Raw genomic sequence first — 18,910 nt, forward strand, 5'->3', positions numbered from 1 at the left:
CTAACGGACGCTCGATGCCCTGCTGCGTGCAATAGCATGGTCCGCAAGGACGGCGACCACGCACAGCACGAGAAAAAGTCCGGTGATGGCCGCCGCCGAGATGGCGACGCTGATCGCGCCATTCTTGGCGACGTCCAGGAAGGGGTAGGGCACCTCGCCGGCAAGCGGTGCTCGCGCCATCGCATAGATCAGATAGGCGACGGGATAGAGCATCCACCAGGAAATGTCGCTCCAGCGCGTCCGGCCGTCGGCGCCTGATATCAGCCACCACAGTACGAACAGCACCGGCGTCACATAGTGCAGCAGGACGTCGCAGAGCAGGAACAGTCCCTGCGGCTGCCAAAGCTGTGCCAGGACCGTGGCATAGATGATAAAAACCAGCGCGATCGAAGCGGCAACGCCGGCCCGCATCCGTGGCCCGGCGAAGGCCGGCAGCCACGCATAGCCGGTCGACGACAGCAGCGAGGTGTGGACCAGCACCACGCCGATGTTGGTCAGGATGGTGAAGAAGCTGAGAACGAAAATGATCGAGCCGAGCAGGCTGCGGCCAGCTTCCATCGACGCCGGAATGCTGATGCAGAACTGCAGCACAAGCCCGGCCAGACCGATGACCAGCCCCGCTATCTGCAGAAAGCGGCCCATGGTCTAGGCCGTTGCGGCGCAGGCCGGATTGCCGGCTTGCCAGCGGGCAATGTCGGAGCCGATGCGGGCGCCGAGCGGGTCGTTCATCAGCGGTCCAAACATTTCGACGCGGCTTGAATTGCCTTGCGCCTGCACGACCAGCAGCGGTTTGCCGCCATAGTGCTTGGCCGGCACCAGCAGGAAACGCGGCGTGCCGCTGAACGAGTTCAGTTCATTGGCCATCTGATACTGTTTGAAGGCCGGGTCCTTGCTGGCGATCCAGCATTTATGGGCAGCGATCGCCACCTGTTCCATGGCCAGCAGCGATGCACTTTTGCCCGAGGGCACGGGCGTGCTCTTCGGGGTCGACTGGCAGGATGCCAGCACAAAGCCCGCCGCGGCGACCAGCGCGATCGTCTTGTCCTTGATCAAGCGGCACCCATCTCAAGCTCGGACAGAAAGATCTTCAGGCCGTCGGTCATTTCGCCCCACACCCGCGACAATGCCGGGTGCTGCGAGGCGATTTGTTCGTAGGCGTCGAACTTTGGATAGGCATCGAGCAGGTCGTGGCGTCCTGTCATGGCCCGGAAATTGTTGAAGATGAACCGCGTCGGCGTCAGCCAGGCATCGGCGAAACTGATGTCGTCACCGAGTGCGAAGGGGCCTTGCGCCATGCGCGCCTCGATCGCTGCCAATCCGTGGTGTAGGCGGACGAATTGTGCGTCGATCTCGGCAATGTTTCGCTTCGGCACGAAATGAAGCTCGAAAAGCTTCATCGTCGGGGTCAGCACATCGAGATCGGTGATGCGGGCAAACATGCGCACCAGCGCACGATCTTTGGAATCGGCCGGCAGCAGCGCCGGGTCCGGAAACCGTTCCTCGAGATATTCCGCGATAACCACCGATTCGACGATCGTTTCGCCCGAACCGGTGATCAGCACAGGAACCCGGTTCATCGGCGAGATGGCGCGAAACGCTTCCGGGATCGGAAAACCAGGTGGCGGCGCGATGATCTTGAGCGGCACGTCCTTGATGTAGGCCAGTGCGCGCACGATCGACGAGTAGGGCGACAACGGCCGCGAATAGAGTTTCATGACCGTCTCTCTCCCCAATGAATCGGACTTGCCCCTGTAAAGAGACAGGAATGTCCGGCTGTTTTCAAGCTGTTCGCTTCGGTGATTTCAGGCAGCGATGCCGAGGGCACTTTCGAACAGTCCACGGCCATCGGTGCCGCCATGGGCTGCTTCGATCAGGTTTTCCGGGTGCGGCATCAGGCCGAGCACATTGCCGCGCTCGTTGATGATGCCGGCAATGTCGTTGATCGAGCCATTGGGGTTGGTGCCGTCCGCATAGCGGAACACCACCTGGCCTTCGCCCTCGATACGGGCAAGTGTATCGGCGTCGGCGAAATAATTGCCGTCGTGATGCGCCACCGGCGAGCGGATGATCTGGCCCGGCTGATAGCGGCGGGTGAACATGGTGTTGGCATTGGTGATTTCGAGCTTCACCTGCCGGCAGACGAATTTCAGCGAGGTGTTGCGCATCAAGGCGCCCGGCAGCAGGCCGGCCTCGACCAGGATCTGGAAGCCGTTGCAGACACCGATGACCGTCACGCCCTGGGCTGCCTTTTCGGCAACCGCCCGCATGACCGGCATGCGCGCCGCGATCGCGCCGCAGCGCAGATAGTCGCCGAAGGAGAAGCCGCCCGGAATGGCGATCAGGTCGACATCGGGGATTTCGGTGTCGGTCTGCCAGACGGTGACCGGCGGTGTTCCGGAAATCTTGGTCAGTGCGGCGATCATGTCGCGGTCACGGTTGAGGCCGGGCAGAAGGACGACGGCTGATTTCATTTTGGTTCGTAAGGCCTCTGGGCTTCGGCGAGTTCTCGCAGGTCGAGACGTCTGTCTATACGTTCAAGGCGTTCGTCCTGTCGGGCGAGAACGCCATAGATGTTATGAATGTCGCTTTGCGTTGCCACCGTGTGACCCCGCATCACGTTCAGTTCCCGTTTCGTCTCGGAAACGTCCTGACCGAGCTCACCGATTTCATGATGCACGCGCTTCAGAAGCTCGAACATCAGCTCATTCGTGACTTCCGGCATCGTGCCTCCGACACAACCTCAGGTAAGTGTCACACTATAATTCTCAATCACCGTATTCGCCAGCAGCTTGTCGCACATGGCCTTGAGATCAGCCTCGGCCTTGGCCTTGTCGCTTTCCGCCAGCTCTACGTCGAACACCTTGCCCTGCCGCACTGCGCCGACACCGCCGAAGCCTAGGCCGGACAGCGCGTGTTCGATTGCCTTGCCTTGCGGGTCGAGCACGCCGTTCTTGAGGGTGACGGTAATGCGGGCCTTGATCACGCTGGACATGCTCCTGTTCTGAATATCGAGGTGCAAGCCGCTGTCAGTGCGGCTTGCCTTTGAGGCCGTCGGTCGAGGCGACGAGCACCGGGCCGGTCGGGCGCGGCGGCTCGTTCTCGTTCATGATGCCGAGGCGGCGGGCAACTTCCTGATAGGCTTCGACGAGGCCGCCCATGTCGCGGCGGAAACGGTCCTTGTCGAGCTTGTCGTGCGTAGCCACGTCCCACAGGCGGCAGGAATCCGGCGAAATCTCGTCGGCGACGACGATGCGCATCATGTCGCCCTCGAACAGGCGGCCGCATTCGATCTTGAAGTCGACGAGCTGGATGCCGACGCCCATGAAAAGGCCGGAGAGGAAGTCGTTGACGCGGATGGCCAGCGCCATGACGTCGTCGATCTCCTGCGGGCTCGCCCAGCCGAACGCGGTGATGTGCTCTTCCGACACCATCGGATCGTCGAGCGCGTCGGCCTTGTAATAGAATTCGATGATCGAGCGCGGCAGAACGGTGCCTTCCTCGATGCCGAGGCGCTTGGACAGCGAACCGGCGGCGACATTGCGCACCACGATTTCGAGCGGAATGATCTCGACTTCCTTGATCAGCTGCTCGCGCATGTTGAGCCGGCGGATGAAGTGGGTCGGAATGCCCATGCGGTTGAGGTGGTTGAAGATGTGCTCGGAAATACGATTGTTGAGCACGCCCTTGCCGTCGACGACTTCATGTTTCTTCTTGTTGAACGCGGTTGCGTCGTCCTTGAAGAACTGAATGAGCGTACCCGGCTCGGGTCCCTCATAGAGGATCTTGGCCTTGCCTTCATAAATGCGGCGGCGATTTTTCATCTGATTTTTTCTCTGGGGTTCCGGACAGGCGGCAAGCGACCATTTCCTGTCCGTCTGCCTGAAATAGTGCGGCTACGGTAGGGTTCAATGCCGGGTCTATCCCAATCACATCGTTTGCTCAATCCGCAAATCCTTCCAATCAACCGCTTTCGGGACTGAAATGCCGCAGCGCAGCATGCGACGAAGCGTATTGACCGGCCCGCGACCTTTTGGTTTGTGCTTCGGCAACACACATATTCACAACCAGCGAATCGAATTTGACCGGAGGGACGCCTATGAGCAGCATGAAAGACCGCGAAGAAGGCTTCGAGCGCAAATTCGCATTCGACGAGGAGCTTCGGTTCAAGGCATCGGCACGCCGCAACAAGGCGCTCGGCCTGTGGGCCGCCGAAAAGCTTGGAAAATCCGGCACTGACGCCGACGCCTATGCCAGGGAAGTGGTTGTTTCCGATATCGAGGAAGCCGGCGATCACGACGTGTTCCGCAAGATCCGCAAGGATTTCGATGCGGCCGGCGTCGAGCAGTCGGACCACCAGATCCGCCGCACCATGGACGAGCTGATGGCGCAGGCGATCGAGCAGATCAAGAACACCTGATCCGGGCCGAAGCAGGTTCCGCAAAAGTGTCCCACGGTTTTACGACACGGAACCTGCGACAGACAAAAGAATGACTGGACCAATCGACCGCCCGACCCATCCGGGCGGTTTTTCTTTGCCTTTGCCGCGGTTTCCGGCTGAAACTGCGATCGTTAACAAGGAAAGAGTCCATGTCCCTGAAGTCCCGCCTGGCGGCCGATGAAACGCTGCTCACCGCATGGTCCGGCGTGCCGGATGCCCTGACTGTCGAAATCGTCGCCAAGCAGGGGTTTGATGCCGTTACGCTCGACATGCAGCATGGCGGACATCACGAAGACAGCGTTTTGCGAGGCCTGGTGCCGGTTCTCGCTGCCGGCAAGCCGGCGCTGGTGCGCATTCCCGTCGGCCGTTTCGACATGGCAAGCCGCGCGCTTGACTTCGGCGCCGAGGCGGTCATAGCGCCGATGGTGAATTCGGTGGCGGACGCCAAACTGTTCGCAGCCGCCATGAAATACCCGCCGCTCGGCGAGCGCTCCTGGGGTCCGACCTATGCCTTTCCGCGTCACGGCAAGGGCGACCAGGCCGAGTGGCTGCGCGACACCAATCAGCGCACCATGGCTTTCGCCATGGTCGAGACGCGCGCGGCCCTCGATGCGCTCGACGGCATTCTCGACACGCCGGGCATCGACGGCATCTTCCTAGGCCCGTCGGATTTCTCGATTGCTTGGAGCAACGGCACGACGATCAATTCGACGCTGGAAAGCATGATGGAGACAGTGGCGTCGGTCGCCGAGCGCACCCGCAAGGCTGGAAAACATGCGGCGATCTATGTTGTCGAGCCAGCAATTGCCGGGCGGGTCGTGTCGATGGGCTATCGCCTGCTGGCCATGGGATCGGAACACGCGCTGATCGGGCTCGGCGCCAAAACCCTGATCAAGAGCGTCAGGGATTCGATCGGCTCCTGAGGACGCTCAGGGTTTCAGATCCGTCAGGAATTTGGCGAAGGTCATCGAGCCTTCGGGCCATGGTCCGAAGCCCGAATCCTCGCTGAGATGACCGGTCTCGCCGGCGTCGATGAACCGCGAACCCCATGCTCCGGCAATATCCTCGGCGACATTGAAGGCGCAGAACGGATCGTTGCGGCTGGCGATCACGATCGAGGGAAAGGGCAGCGGTTCACGCGGATAGGGGCCGAAGGTCATCAGGTGTCTGGGCCTGATCTCGGGATTGGCGACATCGGGCGGCGCTACGAAGAAGGCCCCGGCAACCGGCATCCGGAACTGTGGAATGGCCTGCACCGCCGCGGCGACGCCGAGCGAATGCGCGACGATGACGACCGGCCGCTCGGCTTCGTTGACCGCCTTGGCCACGCTCGCCGTCCAGTCCTCGCGCACCGGCTTCGACCATTCCGTCTGCTCGACGCGGCGTGCCGTCGACAGCTTCGACTGCCAGCGGCTCTGCCAATGGTCGGGGCCGGAATTGGTGTAACCCGGCACGATGAGAATATCTGCTTCCTTGACCTTCATGGCGCTGAGATAGCGAGCGGCGTCGCTTCGTGCAACGGGCATGAACAGCGTTCGTGATCACAATAGTGAACACGATGTTCGCTTCTTCGCGTCTTGTGTGAACGATGCCGATGGACGATTTGTGGTCAGGAAAAGAAACAGCCGTGTGCGGGAACCCTGACTTTGGAACTGACACGACGTACAATGATTGGCGGCGCGGGGCTTCTGGCCTTGGGAGTTTCATCGCAGGCCGGTCGAACGGAGCATCTGATGAGTGAACTGCCTTTTGCCGCCACCACCCCGGTCAGCGTTGCCCGCGTTGGGTTGAAGGCGCGCGACGCCGAGAGCCTTGCCGCATATTACCGGGACGTTGTAGGCTTGCAGGAGTTGAGCCGTGCCGACGGCGCGATCACGCTCGGCGCCGCCAACCGTCCGTTGCTGGTGCTTGAGCCGGATGCTTCGGCCAAGCCGGATGACCCGCGCAGCGCAGGCCTGTTCCACACCGCCTTCCTGTTGCCCAGCCGCGCCGATCTCGGCCGCTGGATCAACCACGCCATCGCCAACAAGATCGCTATCGAGGGCGCTTCCGACCATCTGGTCAGCGAAGCGCTGTACCTGACCGATCCCGAAGGCAACGGCATCGAGATCTACGCCGACCGCCTCCCAAAGGACTGGAAGTGGAATGGCGACAAGATTGCCATGGCGACAGAGCGGCTAAACATCCCGTCCGTCGTCGCCGAGGTGCCCGCAGGCGATGCGGGCTGGCAGGGCGCACCGGAAAACAGCATAGTCGGCCATGTCCACCTGCGCGTCGGCAGGCCGGAAGACGCCGAAGCTTGGTGGAACCAGGAATTCGGCTTCGACACCATGGCCAAATATGGCGGCCAAGCGGTGTTCCTGTCGTCCGGCGGCTATCACCACCACATCGGCGCCAACGCCTGGCAGAGTTCAGGCGCCGGTCGCCGCGATTCCACCCGGTCTGGCCTGGCCTGGGTCGAAATGCGGTCGGACAATGTGACGAGCCCGGTGACCCGCGAAGATCCGTGGGGCACGGTGATCAGGACTGTTCCCGGCAAGGCCTGACCGGCCTCAGGAGCATCAAACAAAAGAGGTCCGCCGGCCATGGCCGAGCGGACCTCTTTCTATTCCGGTCCTTAGGCTTCCCCAAAGACCCGCTTGAAGATCGTGTCGACATGCTTGGTGTGATAGCCCAGGTCGAATTTCTCGCGGATTTCGGCTTCCGGCAGGGCAGCGGTCACTTCCTTGTCGGCCAACAATTCCTCAAGAAAATCAGCGCCTTGCTCCCACACCCTCATGGCGTTGCGCTGCACCAGCCGGTAGGAGTCCTCCCGCGACAGGCCGGCCTGCGTTAGCGCCAGCATGACGCGCTGCGAATGCACGAGACCGCGGAACTTGTTCATGTTCTTCAGCATGTTGTCGGGATAGACGAGCAGCTTGTCGACAACGCCGGTCAGCCGTGACAGCGCGAAATCAAGCGTCACCGTGGCGTCCGGCCCGATCATGCGTTCGACCGACGAGTGCGAAATGTCGCGCTCGTGCCACAGCGCCACATTCTCCATCGCCGGCAGCGCCATGGAGCGCACCATGCGGGCGAGGCCGGTGAGGTTTTCGGTCAGCACCGGGTTGCGCTTGTGCGGCATTGCCGACGAGCCTTTCTGGCCCGGCGAAAAATACTCTTCCGCTTCCAGCACTTCGGTGCGCTGCAAATGCCGGATTTCGATCGACAGCCGCTCAACCGACGAGGCGATGACGCCGAGCGTGGCAAAGAACATCGCGTGGCGGTCGCGCGGGATCACTTGCGTCGACACCGTCTCCGGCTTCAGGCCGAGCTTTGCCGCCACATGTTCCTCTACATAGGGATCGATGTTGGCGAAGGTGCCGACCGCGCCTGAAATCGCGCAGGTGGCGATGTCTTCGCGTGCATGCACCAGGCGCTCGCGGCAGCGCGAGAACTCGGCATAGGCCTGCGCCAGCTTGACGCCGAAGGTCGTCGGCTCGGCATGGATGCCATGGCTGCGGCCGATGGTGACGGTGTCCTTGTGCTCGAACGCTCGGCGCTTCAGTGCTGCAAGCAGGCCGTCGATGTCGGCGAGCAGGATGTCGCTGGCGCGGGTAAGCTGTACGGCAAAGCAGGTGTCGAGAACGTCCGACGACGTCATGCCCTGGTGGATGAAGCGGGCGTCCGGCCCGACGAATTCGGCAAGATGGGTGAGGAAGGCGATGACGTCATGCTTGGTGACGCGCTCGATCTCGTCGATCGCCTCGACATCGAATTTCGCCGCACTGCCCTTTTCCCAGATGGTTTTGGCCGCTTGCCTGGGGATGACCCCGAGTTCGGCCAGCGCGTCGCATGCATAGGCTTCGATCTCGAACCAGATGCGGAACCGGGTTTCGGGCGACCAGATGGCGACCATTTCCGGTCGGGAATAGCGAGGGATCATCGGTCAGTCCTGACGTATCGAGAAGTTTGCCCGCGTCCTAACAGAGCCGGGCAAAATGCTCAACGCTGCTGGCGCGCAAACCAGACGCCCGCGGCAAACAAGGCGAGGAAACCCAGCGGAAAATAAAGCCTGATGCCCAGCACCACGAACTGATAGAGCGCAATCAGCGTCGTGAAGACGAACTGGAGGGCCCAGGTGTGGGTAAAAGCAGGTGCATGCCACTCGGCATAATAGGAGCGGTACTGCAGGGCAAACAGCCCAGCGGTCAGTCCGATCGTCGCAGCAGCGAGGCACACGAACGCCGCAGCGAAGGCGACCTCCCAGCGCCTTCCCTGCGACACCAGCCGTGCCGCAAACAGGCCAATCGGAAAGGCAAGCGCAGCTCCCGCAGCGAACAGCATGGTGACAATGCGGATTTTCGCCGGTGTCTCCCAGTTGTCCAAAAACAGGGTGACGAGCGCGCTGGCGCCCATCGTCACCGCCCACAACAAGGCGCCGAAAAGCGCTGTGCGCGGCGTCGGTATGGCGAGGCGAAGGCGGCTCAGGGCGCGGTCGCGCGCGGCGGGTTGAAGCGGTGTCACAGGCGGCCGGTCACCGCTATCCAGCGAAAATCCGGCCCTTCGAAGCCGTATTGGCGCACCGCGATCAACACCGCATAGGCGCTGAGGCTGTCCATGGAAAAGGTCTGCACAGCGCCGATGCGGTAGCCGTTCGGGCAACCTCTGCTCTTGGGGATCGACTTGTCCTCGTGCAGCAGCTTGGTGGTGCCGCCATCCTGCGCCTCGATACGCAGCAGCCGAAAGCCGTTGATCTCGCCCTGGCTCTCACAGCCTTCGGTGTTGTTCATGCCCAGCTCATCGAGGCGGAACTCGAGCGGCGGGTCGACCGGCGAAAAGATCGGGCGCGGGTTGACCGCCATCCGGTGCGGATCGGCCGAAAGTTCGGTCACCGGGTTAAAACCCGCGGTAATGCCGCGGTTGGCGCTCAACTCGGCCTGACTGACAATGGCTTCGCCTTTTTGCCGGGCCTGCAGGCGCGCTGTGTCCAGTTTGGCATTCTCGTCCTCAAGCCGGACCCGGATAGGTGTGCCCTTCAGAAAGCTGTCAGTGCCGGTGTCGATGTAGTAGCGGTTGGCATAGGGAAAGCCCGATCCGTCCTGCACGCCATACTCCTCGAAAACAAAGACACTGCCGTCCTTGGTGAAGCCGAGGATTTCAAGTTCGGCGACGTCGCCTGCGCGGGCGACGATCGGGGTCGCAAACTGCGCAAGCAGGCAAACGGCAAACAGAAAGAGCATTCGCATCGGTTTTCACCCCCGGCAGCCGTGATCGTTTCAATCCCCTAGCACGACGAAATCAAAACGTCGTGCAGTGCGAAAGCCGATGCATCCAATCGGCCCGTCATTTGTTAGTGTCGGCAGTCCCAATGGAGAACCACCATGACCGACACCAGCAAAATTCGCGAGCATATGGAAGTCGTCGGCGCCGATGGCGTGCATGTCGGCACTGTCGACAAGGTCGACGGCCAGCGCATTAAGCTGACCAAGGCCGATAGCGGCGAGGGCGCTCACAAGGGACACCACCATTACATTCCGCTGAGTCTGATTGCCGAGGTCGATGGCAAGAAGGTGTGGTTGTCGGCGAATTCCGATGTTGCGGTGACCTTCGAAGAAGAAAAGTCCGATCCGGTCTGATCAACGCCTCCGCTTCATCCCAAGCGTGACGACCAGACTGGAAACAGATCGTTTTCGGCAGGCGTCGCGGCAAACACGCCGCGGCTGATGGCACGCGCCATGGTGGCGCCGGCAGCAGCATAGAGATCGATTGCCGCATCGGCGGCCAGTTCGATACCACTCGTGCCGGTCGCCAGCGCGAACACAAGGTCGCCATCGGCCGGCGTGTGCGACGGCCATATGGCGCGCACGAACCCATCATGCGCGGATATCGCCAGGCGTTTTGCGGCAGCCTTGGTGAGAACCGCGTCGGTGGCAATGACGGCGATTGTGGTGTTGCCGCCGGTTTCCATCTGCTTGCCGACATGTTTGTCGCGGTATTTCAAAAGAATCTGCTTCGCGGCGGCCGGCATCGGCGAGGGATAGCCAAGCCCGCCGAATTCGTCGCCGATTTCGAACGGTGCTGCCCAGAAATGGCGGGTTCGGCCTGTTGTCACCGAGCCGGTCGGATTGACGGCGGCCAGCGCACCGATGGTGATGCCGCTGTCCAGCAGCGTCGAGGCCGAGCCGAGGCCGCCTTTTAGCCCCGAAGTGAGCGCGCCGGTGCCCGCGCCGATCGTGCCAAGCTGGAAATCGGCGGCAGCGGTTTGCGCGGCTTCATAGCCAAGCTCGCGGTAGGGTGGATAGCGACCCCAATCCTTGTCGCCGCCATTGCGCAGATCGAACAGGATCGCCGATGGCACGATCGGCACGCGAAAGCCACCGACCTCCAGGCCGATGCCGCGTTCACGCAGCGCCGCCTGCACGCCGGACGCCGCGTCGAGGCCGAAAGCTGAGCCGCCAGAAAGCACCACGGCGTGGACCACCTCGACCGAATTGTGCGGTTCGAGCAGATCGGTCTCACGCGTGCCCGGCGCGCCGCCCAGGATCTGGACGCCGGCCACCGTCGGCGCATCGCAAAGGATGGTCGTGACGCCGGATTTCAGCCTGGCGTCGGACGCATTGCCGACGCGCAGACCGGCAACGTCGGTGATCAGATTGCGCGAACCGGTGCGAAACATCAGTTGCTTTCCAAGGGCGCAAAGCGCGTGCCGTCGAAGCGGAAGACGCGGTAGGGGTTCTGGCTGAGATCACCTTTCGCATCGAAGCGGATTGCCCCGATCGCAGTGGTGAAATCCTGTCCGGTCAAGGCCTCGGCCAGCGGCTTGCCCGACGTCATGGACAAGCCCGACGCTGCCTTGGCGATTTCGACTGCCGCATAGGCGGGTAGCGTATAGCCGTCAGGCACGATCTTCTGCGTGGCAAAGGCCGCCAACACTTTTGGATCGGCCACATCGGCCCATTCCGGCGGTGCGATCATCAGCGTGCCCGTCGCATAGGGCACGTCGCCGGGCGGTGTGCGCAGATTCTCGCCACCGGCAAAGACGATGCCCGCCTGGAGCTGTGCGGCATCGCGGCCCATGATGGCGATGTCGTCGCCGTCGCCGCCGGCAAAGACATGCGTGGCGCCGGCCTTCTTCAGCCGGCCGATCATGCCGATCTGGTTGTCGAGCTGTGGCCGGAACGTGTCGACGAACACGGGCTTCAGTGCTGCCTGCTCGGCCGCCGCCCGTAACGTCTCGGCCATCTCACGGCCATAGATGGTGCCGTCGTCGATAATGGCGAACAGCTCGTTCTGCCACAGATGGGTGAGGGCGGAGGCAACGGTGTTGCGCTCATCGTCGCCGCGTGGCCCGAGGCGATAGACCGGCCAGCCGGTCTTGGCGCGGCGGTCGGTCAGGCTTTCGGTTCGCACGCCAACGGTGATGACCGGAATGTTGGCGTCCTTGAGAATCGGCATCGCCGCCTCGATCGCCTCGGTGCAGAGAAAACCGATCACGATGTTGACCTTGGCGGCTGCGAATTCCCTGGCCGCGGCAGCGCCACCGTCGGCGGTGCAGGCGTCATCCACGGTCTTCAGTTCGATGCCGTTCGCTTCGGCTGCCAAACCGGTGCCGGCCTCGACTTGCTTGCCGAGAACGGCCGATGGACCCGACAAGGGCGCGGCGACGCCGACCAGCAGCGTCTGGGCGCCGGCGGCGCTGGCCGTGAACAGCCAGACCAATGCGGCGGATATCGTTGCCCTGCGGCGCATCCTGATGAAGAATTCCTCCAAGCTGGCGACATCTTTGCGGGCGCCAATTACGCCAAGACCTAAAGGCTGGCCGGGCTTGGCGCAACACGCGAATTTTGGGGAGAAGGAGCGCAGGCTCGGCCGTTGCCTCGCTTGTGGCCTGTCGTATGTCGCCATATATAGCGATAGGGTTCCTGACTGTGGTAAATTTCCGGTGCTGAAGAAGAACGACATTGGGCCGCAGGCCTATCGCGACGCGATGAGCCATTTTGCCGGCCACGTCCATGTGGTCACCACCGACGGGCCGGCGGGCAAGCGCGGCGCGACGGTGATCGCGGCCTGTTCGGTATCGGATACCCCGCCGACCATTCTGGTCTGCCTCAACCGTGAAAATCCCAAGAACGAGCCGTTCGTGAAAAACGGCAGGTTTGCCTTGAACACGCTGGCTTCGCACCAGGAGCCGCTGTCGATCGGCTTTTCCGGCATCACCGGCCTGCCGGTCGAGGAGCGTTTTGCGCTCGGCGAGTGGGACGTGATCTCCACCGGCGCGCCGACGCTGAAAGGCGCGCTGGCGGTGTTCGACTGCGAACTGATCGACACCAAGGACCTGGCCACGCATCGTGTGCTTTTTGGCAAGGTGACAGGTCTGCGGATGGGCGATAATTTGCGGCCGCTGATCTACCACGCCCGCGGCTACCACGTACTGGAAAGCGGAGCGGCGGCGTTCACGGAGAAAGAATGACCGAGCTGAAACCGCGCGCCGCGCCGCGGACGATCGACGAAACGCTCGATCTCCTGACCGGCGCGGATTATGTGGCGGACCGGTCGCTGGCGACCGTGCTGTTCCTGTCGTTGCGCATGAAGCGGCCGCTGTTCCTCGAGGGCGAGGCCGGCGTCGGCAAGACCGAGATCGCCAAAGTGCTGGCGCAGGCGCTCGGCCGCCGGCTCATCCGCTTGCAATGCTATGAAGGCCTCGACGTCTCGTCCGCCGTCTATGAGTGGAACTACGCCGCGCAGATGATCGAGATCCGCATGGAGGAGGCAGCCGGCACGGTCGAGCGTTCCGCCATGGAGCGCAACGTGTTTTCCGAAAAGTACCTGATCCGCCGCCCGGTGCTCGATGCGCTGACCGGCAAGACCGGCGCTGCCCCGGTCTTCCTGATCGACGAGCTTGACCGCACCGACGAGGCGTTCGAGGCCTTCCTGCTCGAAATCCTGTCCGACTTCCAGGTGACGGTGCCCGAACTCGGCACCATCAAGGCGGAAGAACCGCCGATCGTCATCATCACCACCAACCGCACCCGTGAGATCCACGATGCGCTCAAGCGGCGCTGCCTCTATCATTGGGTCGACTATCCCAATGCCGAGCGCGAACTGGAGATCGTGCGCCGCAAGGTGCCGCAGGCCAACCAGCGGCTTTCGGCTGAAGTGGTCTCCTTCATCCAGAAGCTGCGCCAGATCGAGCTGTTCAAGGTGCCGGGTGTCGCCGAAACCATCGACTGGGCCGGCGCGCTGACCGAGCTCGACAAGGTGGCGCTCGATCCTGAAACCGTCTCCGACACGATTGGCGTGCTGTTGAAATACCAGGACGACATTGCCCGCATCGAACAGGGCGAAGGCCGGCGCATCCTCAACGAGGTGAAGGCCGAGCTTTCGGCGGCGGAGTAGGCGATGCCGCGCCCCGAACCGAAAGAAGCGACGGCGGACGGGCGGATCGCCGACAACATCGTCTATTTTGCCCGCACTCTGCGCAAGGCCGGCATGCGGGTCGGGCCGGCCTCGGTCAAGGACGCCATCGAGGCGGTTCTCGCCGCCGGCATCGGTTCGCGCGACGATTTCTACTGGACGCTGCACGCCGTACTGGTGTCCCGGCATGAGGATCACGCCATTTTCGACGAAGCGTTCCGGCTGTTTTGGAAGTCGCGCGAGCTGATCGAAAAGATGCTGGCGATGTTTTCGCCGGTGGCGCCCGACACCAGGGAAAAGCAGAAGCCACGCGCCGCCGAGAACCGCGTCAGCCAAGCGATGTTCGAGGGCCACCAGAAGAACCAGCCGGCCCAGGAAATCCCCGAGATCGAGGTCGACGCCCGCTTCACCTTTTCCGGCAACGAGGTGCTGCGGGCCAAGGACTTTGCCCAGATGAACGCCGCCGAGATGGCCGACGCAAAGAAGGCGATCGCGCGACTGCGGCTGCCTTTCGACATGGTGCGGACGCGCCGCTTCAAGGCCGACGCGCATGGCCGCCGCATCGATCCGCGCGCCATGATGCGTTCGGCGGCGCGCACCGGCGGCGAACTGATCCTGCCGAAATTCCGCTCAGCCCGTGAGGTTCATCCGCCGCTGGTTGTGCTGGCCGACATTTCCGGCTCGATGAGCCAGTACACGCGCATTTTCCTGCATTTCCTGCATGCGCTGACCGAAAAACGCCGGCGCGTGCACACGTTCGTCTTCGGCACAAGGCTGACCAACCTGACGCGGCAGATGCGCCATCGCGACCCCGATGCAGCACTTGCCGACTGCTCGGCGGCGGTCAAGGACTGGTCGGGCGGCACCCGCATCGGCGACACACTTGCCGAGTTCAACCTGATATGGTCGCGCCGCGTGCTGGGGCAGGGCGCGGTTGTGCTTCTGATCACCGACGGGCTGGAGCGTGACGATGTCTCCGGCCTGTCGGAAGAAATGGAGCGCCTGCACAAATCTTGCCGGCGGCTGATCTGGCTGAACCCGTTGCTGCGTTTCGATGGCTTCCAGGCGCGCGCCCGCGGCGTCAAGGCGATGCTGCCGCATGTCGACGAGTTCCGCTCGGTGCACAATCTCGATGCGCTCGCCGATCTTTGCGCGTCGCTGGACAAGAAGTCGGCACAATCCGTCGATCCGCGCCGATGGCTGGAAGCTGGCGCGAGGCACGCCGCATAACCATATCTTTACCTGATCAAAAAACAGACTCCTAGAGAAACGGTCATGGAAAACAGCATTTATCTGGATGAGGCCCGCGACCCCCTGATCATCGCGGAGGGCTGGATGAAGGACGGCAAGGACGTGGCCATCGCGACAGTGGTTGAGACCTGGGGTTCAGCGCCCCGACCCGTAGGCAGCCATCTGGTCATCGACGCTGACGGCAATTTTCACGGCTCCGTCTCGGGCGGCTGCGTCGAAGGCGCGGTGGTGACGGAAGCAATCGACGTCATCGACAGCGGCAAGGCGAGGATGCTGGAGTTCGGTGTTGCGGATGAAACCGCCTGGCAGGTCGGCCTGTCCTGTGGTGGCCGCATCAAGGTCTATGTCGAAAGGCTCGGCTGATCTCGAATGGATCCATATGCACTGAAAACACTGAACGCCGAACGACGCGCCCGCCGCGCGGCGATCCTTGTCACCGATCTCGGTGACGGCCGCGACCGCATCGTGCGCGAGGGTGACCAGGTCGCCGGCGATCTCGGAGCAGCGATCGCCAAGGCGTTCCGCACCGGCAATTCCGGTTCGGTCGAGGCCGAGGGGCGAACCTTCTTTCTCAACGCACACCTGCCGCAGCCGCGTCTGGTCGTGATTGGCGCGGTTCATATCAGCCAGGCGCTGGCCCCGATGGCCAGGATCGCCGGCTATCCCGTGGAGATCATAGACCCCCGCACCGCCTTCGCCACGCCGGATCGCTTTCCCGACGTGGCGCTTCATGCCGAATGGCCGGAGGATGTGCTGAAGCGCCAGCCGCTCGACAGCTACACCGCGCTTGCCGCCGTCACTCATGACCCGAAGGTCGATGATTTCGCCCTGAAGGCGGCCCTCGACGCCAACTGTTTCTATGTCGGAGCGCTTGGCAGCAGGAAGACGCATGCCAAGCGGGTCGAACGCCTGCTGGCGCTGGGCGCGAGCGCCGAGCAGATCGCCCGTATTCATGCGCCGATCGGGCTCGATATCGGTGCGGCCAGCCCGGCCGAGATCGCCGTTGCGGTGCTGGCGCAAGCGATCCACGCCTTCCGCTCGCGCGGCCTCGATGCCAAGGGCGCGGCAGCGTGAAATTCGGCCCGATCCCGATTGAGACGGCGGAAGGCGCGGTGCTGGCGCATTCCACAACCGCCGGTGAACGCCGCTTCCGCAAGGCGCACAGGCTGAGCGCCGAAGATGTGGCGCTGCTGCGGGCCGCCGGCATTTCTGAGGTCGTTGCAGCCGTGCTGGCCGCCGACGACCTCGGCGAGGATGCCGCCGCGCAGACGATCGCCGAGAGTATGACCTTTCGCGGCATCGAGGCCAGGTCGGCCGCGACCGGGCGGGTCAATCTCCATGCCAAAGCGCCGGGCATCTTCACGGTCGATGCCGCTATCATCGACGCCATCAATGCCATCGATCCCGCCATCACCATTGCCACGCTGGCGCAGCATGCGCCGGTCGAGAAAGGCCAGATGGTCGCGACGGTGAAGATCATTCCCTTCGCGGTCAGTTCAGCGCTGGTCGACGCCGCGACAAAAATCTGTGCGGGTGGCGAGATCTTTGCCGTCAATGCCTATCGGCCGGTCCGTGTTGGCGTCATCCAGACGGTTCTGCCGGGCATCAAGCCGAGTGTGCTCGACAAGACGCTACGCGTCACCGAAGCGCGGCTGGCGCGCACCGGCGGCAGGCTGACGGCGGAGCGCCGCACGCCGCATGAGATCGCCCCGGTGGCGGAGGCCGCGGCTTCGCTGGCGCGCGACAACGACATGGTGGTGATCTTCGGCGCCTCGGCGATGAGCGATTTCGCCGATGTCGTTCCGGCGGCGATCGAGAGGGCGGGTGGTACTGTCATCCGGGCGGGCATGCCGGTCGATCCCGGCAATCTGCTGGTGCTCGGCATGCTCGGCGGCAAGCGCGTCATCGGCGCGCCCGGCTGCGCCCGCAGCCCCAAGGAGAATGGTTTCGACTGGGTGCTGGATCGGTTGATCGCTGGGCTCGACGTCACCGCAAACGACATCGCCGGCATGGGGGTCGGCGGGCTGCTGATGGAAATCCCGACGCGGCCGCAGCCGCGGGAACCGCTGCCGGCCAAAAGCCAGCTCAAGGTCGGCATCGTGCTGCTGGCGGCCGGCCGCTCGAGCCGCATGGGTGGACCGAACAAGCTTTTGGCGCTGTTTGACGGCAAGCCGCTGGTGCGCCGCACCGCCGAGCGGGCGCTCGGCTCGAAGGCGTCTGGCACGATCGTCGTCACCGGCCATCAGCGCGAGCGGGTGCGCACGGCGCTGGCGGGCCTCGACGTGAGCTTCGCCGACAATCCCGATTTTACCGAAGGCCTGTCCACCTCGCTGAAGGCCGGCATTGCCTATCTGCCGGAAGGCTGCGCCGGCGTGATGATCGTGCTCGGCGACATGCCGGGCATCGCGTCCGACGATCTCGACAGGTTGATCGATACATTCCGCAAGGCCGGCGGCAATTCTGTGGTTCGCGCCTCGCATGACGGCAAGCGCGGCAACCCGGTGCTTTTGCCGCGTTCGCTGTTTCCGGCGATTGCCCATCTGGAAGGCGACACCGGCGCGCGCCATCTGGTCGAGGCCGAAGGGCTCGATGTCATCGATGTCGAGATCGGCGCGGCGGCGTCTGTCGATGTCGACACGCGCGAGGCGCTGGAAGGCGCCGGCGGCGTGCTGCAGGATTGACAAACCCAGGCCGAATTACGCATGCCTTGGGTATGGCTATTCGTACCGTCGCACCCCCCTCTGGCCTGCCCGTCCTCCGCAGCAGCTGCGCTGCAGCTGCGGAGGGTGGATCGGCCATCTCCCCCTCAAGGGGGGAGATCGGCAGCTTCGATGGCGGCGTCCATCTTGCTTTGGAGATTGGCGAAAGCCGAAGTGGCGTCCAATCTCCCCCCTTGAGGGGGAGATGGCCGGCAGGCCAGAGGGGGGCGTGCCGCGCTTTCCTAACAGCAATGCTTTTCTTGTTTTCTTCGGTCGCCTACGCCGACAAATTATCTCTAAAACCCTTCAAGGACGATCTGTTCGCCTATCCGGCCACGCTGTCGTCCGACACCAACGGCGCCTACACGGTCATCGACTACCGCGAGCTGCGCGACATCAACAAGCGTGACCAGGTGCCGGAGCGCCGCGTGAACGCCCAGTACACCGACACCAGCGTGCGCAAGGTGCAGCAGGATTTGTTGCTGAAAACCGATGCCGGCGATGTCAGGCATGTCGCCGCAGGCAAGACCGAGGGTGCCGGTATCATCGTGCTTTATCTGCACGGGCAGGGCGGCAGCCGCAAGCAGGGCGTCGACGACTTCACCTTCGGCGGCAATTTCAACCGGCTCAAGAACCTGATGGCCGGCAATGGCGGCCTCTATCTCAGTCCTGATTTCCCCGATTTCGGCGATACGGGAGCGGCGCAGGTGGCGGCGCTGATCGACCACTATGCCAAACAGTCGCCGGGCGCGAAGATCTTCGTCGCCTGCGGCTCGATGGGCGGCGCACTGTGCTGGAAGCTTGCAGCGCGCAAGGATACGGGCGGCCGCATCGATGGCCTGCTGCTGCTCGGTTCGCTGTGGGATGAGAGCTTTTTCACCAGCCCGGCCTTCAAGCGCCGCGTACCGGTCTTCTTCGGCCAGGGCAGCCACGACGTGGTCTACCCCGTGGCAAAGCAGGAGGCGTTCTTTCGCTCGATCCTGGCCAAATCGAAGACCTATCCGGCCCGCTTCGTCCGCTTCGAGACCGGCACCCATGGCACCCCGATCCGCATGACCGACTGGCGCGGCACGCTCAACTGGATGCTGTCGAAGGCGCCTTGACCGGCACCGCGGAAAGCCCGTCC

24 protein-coding genes are annotated in these 18,910 nt (G+C 63.2%); 11 read left to right on the forward strand and 13 right to left on the reverse strand.

The genetic code is table 11. From position 1 onward, the window contains the following. From ACFOJ9_RS13660 to purC, 7 genes are all read right to left on the reverse strand, one after another. A complete protein-coding gene (locus tag ACFOJ9_RS13660) occupies window positions 1–642 on the reverse strand; it encodes a Pr6Pr family membrane protein (protein WP_378979347.1) in 642 nt (213 codons plus the stop codon). Window positions 643–645: 3 nt separating this feature from the next. Beyond that, complete coding sequence (locus ACFOJ9_RS13665; protein ID WP_378979348.1) at window positions 646–1,053, reverse strand: hypothetical protein; 408 nt, start codon at window positions 1,051–1,053, stop codon at window positions 646–648. Further along, window positions 1,050–1,715 carry a glutathione S-transferase family protein gene (locus tag ACFOJ9_RS13670; protein WP_378979349.1) on the reverse strand — a complete coding sequence of 222 codons (666 nt, stop codon included), beginning with the start codon at window positions 1,713–1,715 and terminating at the stop codon, window positions 1,050–1,052. Before ACFOJ9_RS13670 ends, ACFOJ9_RS13665 begins: the two co-directional genes overlap by 4 nt. Before the next feature lie 87 nt (window positions 1,716–1,802). Continuing rightward, entirely contained in the window at window positions 1,803–2,471 is a 669-nt protein-coding gene (purQ, locus tag ACFOJ9_RS13675) for a phosphoribosylformylglycinamidine synthase subunit PurQ (RefSeq protein ID WP_378979350.1), read from the reverse strand. Next, window positions 2,468–2,722 (reverse strand): hypothetical protein, encoded by a 255-nt coding sequence (locus ACFOJ9_RS13680; RefSeq protein ID WP_378979351.1) that lies wholly within the window; start codon window positions 2,720–2,722, stop codon window positions 2,468–2,470. Before ACFOJ9_RS13680 ends, purQ begins: the two co-directional genes overlap by 4 nt. A gap of 18 nt (window positions 2,723–2,740) precedes the next feature. Further along, a complete protein-coding gene (gene purS, locus ACFOJ9_RS13685) occupies window positions 2,741–2,983 on the reverse strand; it encodes a phosphoribosylformylglycinamidine synthase subunit PurS (RefSeq protein WP_027028126.1) in 243 nt (80 codons plus the stop codon). 43 nt (window positions 2,984–3,026) lie between these two features. Continuing rightward, window positions 3,027–3,821 carry a phosphoribosylaminoimidazolesuccinocarboxamide synthase gene (purC, locus tag ACFOJ9_RS13690; RefSeq protein WP_378979352.1) on the reverse strand — a complete coding sequence of 265 codons (795 nt, stop codon included), beginning with the start codon at window positions 3,819–3,821 and terminating at the stop codon, window positions 3,027–3,029. Window positions 3,822–4,096: 275 nt separating this feature from the next. Between purC and ACFOJ9_RS13695 the strand changes: the two genes are divergently transcribed. Next, window positions 4,097–4,417 carry a DUF1476 domain-containing protein gene (locus tag ACFOJ9_RS13695; protein ID WP_378979353.1) on the forward strand — a complete coding sequence of 107 codons (321 nt, stop codon included), beginning with the start codon at window positions 4,097–4,099 and terminating at the stop codon, window positions 4,415–4,417. Window positions 4,418–4,587: 170 nt separating this feature from the next. Beyond that, the gene (locus ACFOJ9_RS13700) at window positions 4,588–5,361 is read left to right on the forward strand and encodes an HpcH/HpaI aldolase family protein (protein WP_378979354.1); all 774 of its coding nucleotides are present in this window, start codon (window positions 4,588–4,590) and stop codon (window positions 5,359–5,361) included. A 6-nt stretch (window positions 5,362–5,367) separates the two neighbouring features. Here ACFOJ9_RS13700 and ACFOJ9_RS13705 read toward each other — a convergent pair whose 3' ends face one another. Continuing rightward, window positions 5,368–5,922, reverse strand: a complete 555-nt coding sequence (locus ACFOJ9_RS13705; RefSeq protein ID WP_378987758.1) for an RBBP9/YdeN family alpha/beta hydrolase — start codon at window positions 5,920–5,922, stop codon at window positions 5,368–5,370. 249 nt (window positions 5,923–6,171) lie between these two features. On the opposite strand from ACFOJ9_RS13705, the gene ACFOJ9_RS13710 reads away from it, so the two are divergent. After that, complete coding sequence (locus ACFOJ9_RS13710; protein WP_378979355.1) at window positions 6,172–6,984, forward strand: VOC family protein; 813 nt, start codon at window positions 6,172–6,174, stop codon at window positions 6,982–6,984. Window positions 6,985–7,055: 71 nt separating this feature from the next. On the opposite strand, the gene purB is transcribed toward ACFOJ9_RS13710, so the two are convergent. Genes purB through ACFOJ9_RS13725 form a run of 3 tightly spaced genes read right to left on the reverse strand, consistent with a single transcriptional unit; the run spans window position 7,056 to window position 9,666 of the window. Continuing rightward, window positions 7,056–8,363, reverse strand: coding sequence for an adenylosuccinate lyase (gene purB / locus ACFOJ9_RS13715; protein ID WP_378979356.1), 1,308 nt, complete (start codon window positions 8,361–8,363; stop codon window positions 7,056–7,058). Window positions 8,364–8,422: 59 nt separating this feature from the next. Next, entirely contained in the window at window positions 8,423–8,944 is a 522-nt protein-coding gene (locus ACFOJ9_RS13720; RefSeq protein WP_378979357.1) for a hypothetical protein, read from the reverse strand. After that, window positions 8,941–9,666, reverse strand: coding sequence for a DUF2259 domain-containing protein (locus tag ACFOJ9_RS13725; RefSeq protein WP_378979358.1), 726 nt, complete (start codon window positions 9,664–9,666; stop codon window positions 8,941–8,943). The genes ACFOJ9_RS13720 and ACFOJ9_RS13725 overlap by 4 nt, the downstream gene beginning before the upstream one ends. Window positions 9,667–9,801: 135 nt before the next feature. On the opposite strand from ACFOJ9_RS13725, the gene ACFOJ9_RS13730 reads away from it, so the two are divergent. Further along, the gene (locus tag ACFOJ9_RS13730; protein ID WP_013532118.1) at window positions 9,802–10,056 is read left to right on the forward strand and encodes a DUF2171 domain-containing protein; all 255 of its coding nucleotides are present in this window, start codon (window positions 9,802–9,804) and stop codon (window positions 10,054–10,056) included. Between the two features lie 14 nt (window positions 10,057–10,070). On the opposite strand, the gene ACFOJ9_RS13735 is transcribed toward ACFOJ9_RS13730, so the two are convergent. Next, on the reverse strand, window positions 10,071–11,096 hold the full coding sequence (locus ACFOJ9_RS13735) for a P1 family peptidase (protein ID WP_378979359.1): 1,026 nt from the start codon (window positions 11,094–11,096) through the stop codon (window positions 10,071–10,073). Continuing rightward, entirely contained in the window at window positions 11,096–12,169 is a 1,074-nt protein-coding gene (locus ACFOJ9_RS13740) for a branched-chain amino acid ABC transporter substrate-binding protein (RefSeq protein ID WP_378979360.1), read from the reverse strand. The genes ACFOJ9_RS13735 and ACFOJ9_RS13740 overlap by 1 nt, the downstream gene beginning before the upstream one ends. A gap of 193 nt (window positions 12,170–12,362) precedes the next feature. Between ACFOJ9_RS13740 and ACFOJ9_RS13745 the strand changes: the two genes are divergently transcribed. From ACFOJ9_RS13745 to ACFOJ9_RS13775, 7 genes are all read left to right on the forward strand, one after another. Beyond that, complete coding sequence (locus tag ACFOJ9_RS13745) at window positions 12,363–12,890, forward strand: flavin reductase (protein WP_292645515.1); 528 nt, start codon at window positions 12,363–12,365, stop codon at window positions 12,888–12,890. After that, complete coding sequence (locus tag ACFOJ9_RS13750) at window positions 12,887–13,816, forward strand: AAA family ATPase (protein ID WP_127327566.1); 930 nt, start codon at window positions 12,887–12,889, stop codon at window positions 13,814–13,816. The genes ACFOJ9_RS13745 and ACFOJ9_RS13750 overlap by 4 nt, the downstream gene beginning before the upstream one ends. Window positions 13,817–13,819: 3 nt before the next feature. Beyond that, window positions 13,820–15,064, forward strand: coding sequence for a vWA domain-containing protein (locus ACFOJ9_RS13755; protein ID WP_378979361.1), 1,245 nt, complete (start codon window positions 13,820–13,822; stop codon window positions 15,062–15,064). Window positions 15,065–15,109: 45 nt separating this feature from the next. Continuing rightward, window positions 15,110–15,448 (forward strand): XdhC family protein, encoded by a 339-nt coding sequence (locus ACFOJ9_RS13760; RefSeq protein ID WP_056594403.1) that lies wholly within the window; start codon window positions 15,110–15,112, stop codon window positions 15,446–15,448. 6 nt (window positions 15,449–15,454) lie between these two features. Then, a complete protein-coding gene (locus tag ACFOJ9_RS13765; protein WP_378979362.1) occupies window positions 15,455–16,159 on the forward strand; it encodes an XdhC family protein in 705 nt (234 codons plus the stop codon). Next, window positions 16,156–17,766, forward strand: coding sequence for an NTP transferase domain-containing protein (locus tag ACFOJ9_RS13770; protein WP_378979363.1), 1,611 nt, complete (start codon window positions 16,156–16,158; stop codon window positions 17,764–17,766). Before ACFOJ9_RS13765 ends, ACFOJ9_RS13770 begins: the two co-directional genes overlap by 4 nt. A gap of 269 nt (window positions 17,767–18,035) precedes the next feature. Then, entirely contained in the window at window positions 18,036–18,887 is an 852-nt protein-coding gene (locus tag ACFOJ9_RS13775; RefSeq protein WP_378979364.1) for an alpha/beta hydrolase, read from the forward strand. Window positions 18,888–18,910 lie beyond the last annotated feature (23 nt).

Source organism: Mesorhizobium cantuariense (assembly GCF_042647205.1).
GTDB classification, from domain to species: domain Bacteria; phylum Pseudomonadota; class Alphaproteobacteria; order Rhizobiales; family Rhizobiaceae; genus Mesorhizobium; species Mesorhizobium cantuariense.

Bases quoted from the DNA above. Each gene is read 5' to 3' on its own strand.
- ACFOJ9_RS13660 (WP_378979347.1), bottom strand. From the start codon at position 642: ATGGGCCGCTTTCTGCAGATAGCGGGGCTGGTCATCGGTCTGGCCGGG.
- ACFOJ9_RS13670 (WP_378979349.1), bottom strand. From the start codon at position 1,715: ATGAAACTCTATTCGCGGCCGTTGTCGCCCTACTCGTCGATCGTGCGC.
- purQ (WP_378979350.1), bottom strand. From the start codon at position 2,471: ATGAAATCAGCCGTCGTCCTTCTGCCCGGCCTCAACCGTGACCGCGAC.
- ACFOJ9_RS13680 (WP_378979351.1), bottom strand. From the start codon at position 2,722: ATGCCGGAAGTCACGAATGAGCTGATGTTCGAGCTTCTGAAGCGCGTG.
- purC (WP_378979352.1), bottom strand. From the start codon at position 3,821: ATGAAAAATCGCCGCCGCATTTATGAAGGCAAGGCCAAGATCCTCTAT.
- ACFOJ9_RS13695 (WP_378979353.1), top strand. From the start codon at position 4,097: ATGAGCAGCATGAAAGACCGCGAAGAAGGCTTCGAGCGCAAATTCGCA.
- ACFOJ9_RS13700 (WP_378979354.1), top strand. From the start codon at position 4,588: ATGTCCCTGAAGTCCCGCCTGGCGGCCGATGAAACGCTGCTCACCGCA.
- ACFOJ9_RS13705 (WP_378987758.1), bottom strand. From the start codon at position 5,922: ATGAAGGTCAAGGAAGCAGATATTCTCATCGTGCCGGGTTACACCAAT.
- ACFOJ9_RS13710 (WP_378979355.1), top strand. From the start codon at position 6,172: ATGAGTGAACTGCCTTTTGCCGCCACCACCCCGGTCAGCGTTGCCCGC.
- purB (WP_378979356.1), bottom strand. From the start codon at position 8,363: ATGATCCCTCGCTATTCCCGACCGGAAATGGTCGCCATCTGGTCGCCC.
- ACFOJ9_RS13725 (WP_378979358.1), bottom strand. From the start codon at position 9,666: ATGCGAATGCTCTTTCTGTTTGCCGTTTGCCTGCTTGCGCAGTTTGCG.
- ACFOJ9_RS13730 (WP_013532118.1), top strand. From the start codon at position 9,802: ATGACCGACACCAGCAAAATTCGCGAGCATATGGAAGTCGTCGGCGCC.
- ACFOJ9_RS13735 (WP_378979359.1), bottom strand. From the start codon at position 11,096: ATGTTTCGCACCGGTTCGCGCAATCTGATCACCGACGTTGCCGGTCTG.
- ACFOJ9_RS13740 (WP_378979360.1), bottom strand. From the start codon at position 12,169: ATGCGCCGCAGGGCAACGATATCCGCCGCATTGGTCTGGCTGTTCACG.
- ACFOJ9_RS13750 (WP_127327566.1), top strand. From the start codon at position 12,887: ATGACCGAGCTGAAACCGCGCGCCGCGCCGCGGACGATCGACGAAACG.
- ACFOJ9_RS13755 (WP_378979361.1), top strand. From the start codon at position 13,820: ATGCCGCGCCCCGAACCGAAAGAAGCGACGGCGGACGGGCGGATCGCC.
- ACFOJ9_RS13760 (WP_056594403.1), top strand. From the start codon at position 15,110: ATGGAAAACAGCATTTATCTGGATGAGGCCCGCGACCCCCTGATCATC.
- ACFOJ9_RS13765 (WP_378979362.1), top strand. From the start codon at position 15,455: ATGGATCCATATGCACTGAAAACACTGAACGCCGAACGACGCGCCCGC.
- ACFOJ9_RS13775 (WP_378979364.1), top strand. From the start codon at position 18,036: ATGCTTTTCTTGTTTTCTTCGGTCGCCTACGCCGACAAATTATCTCTA.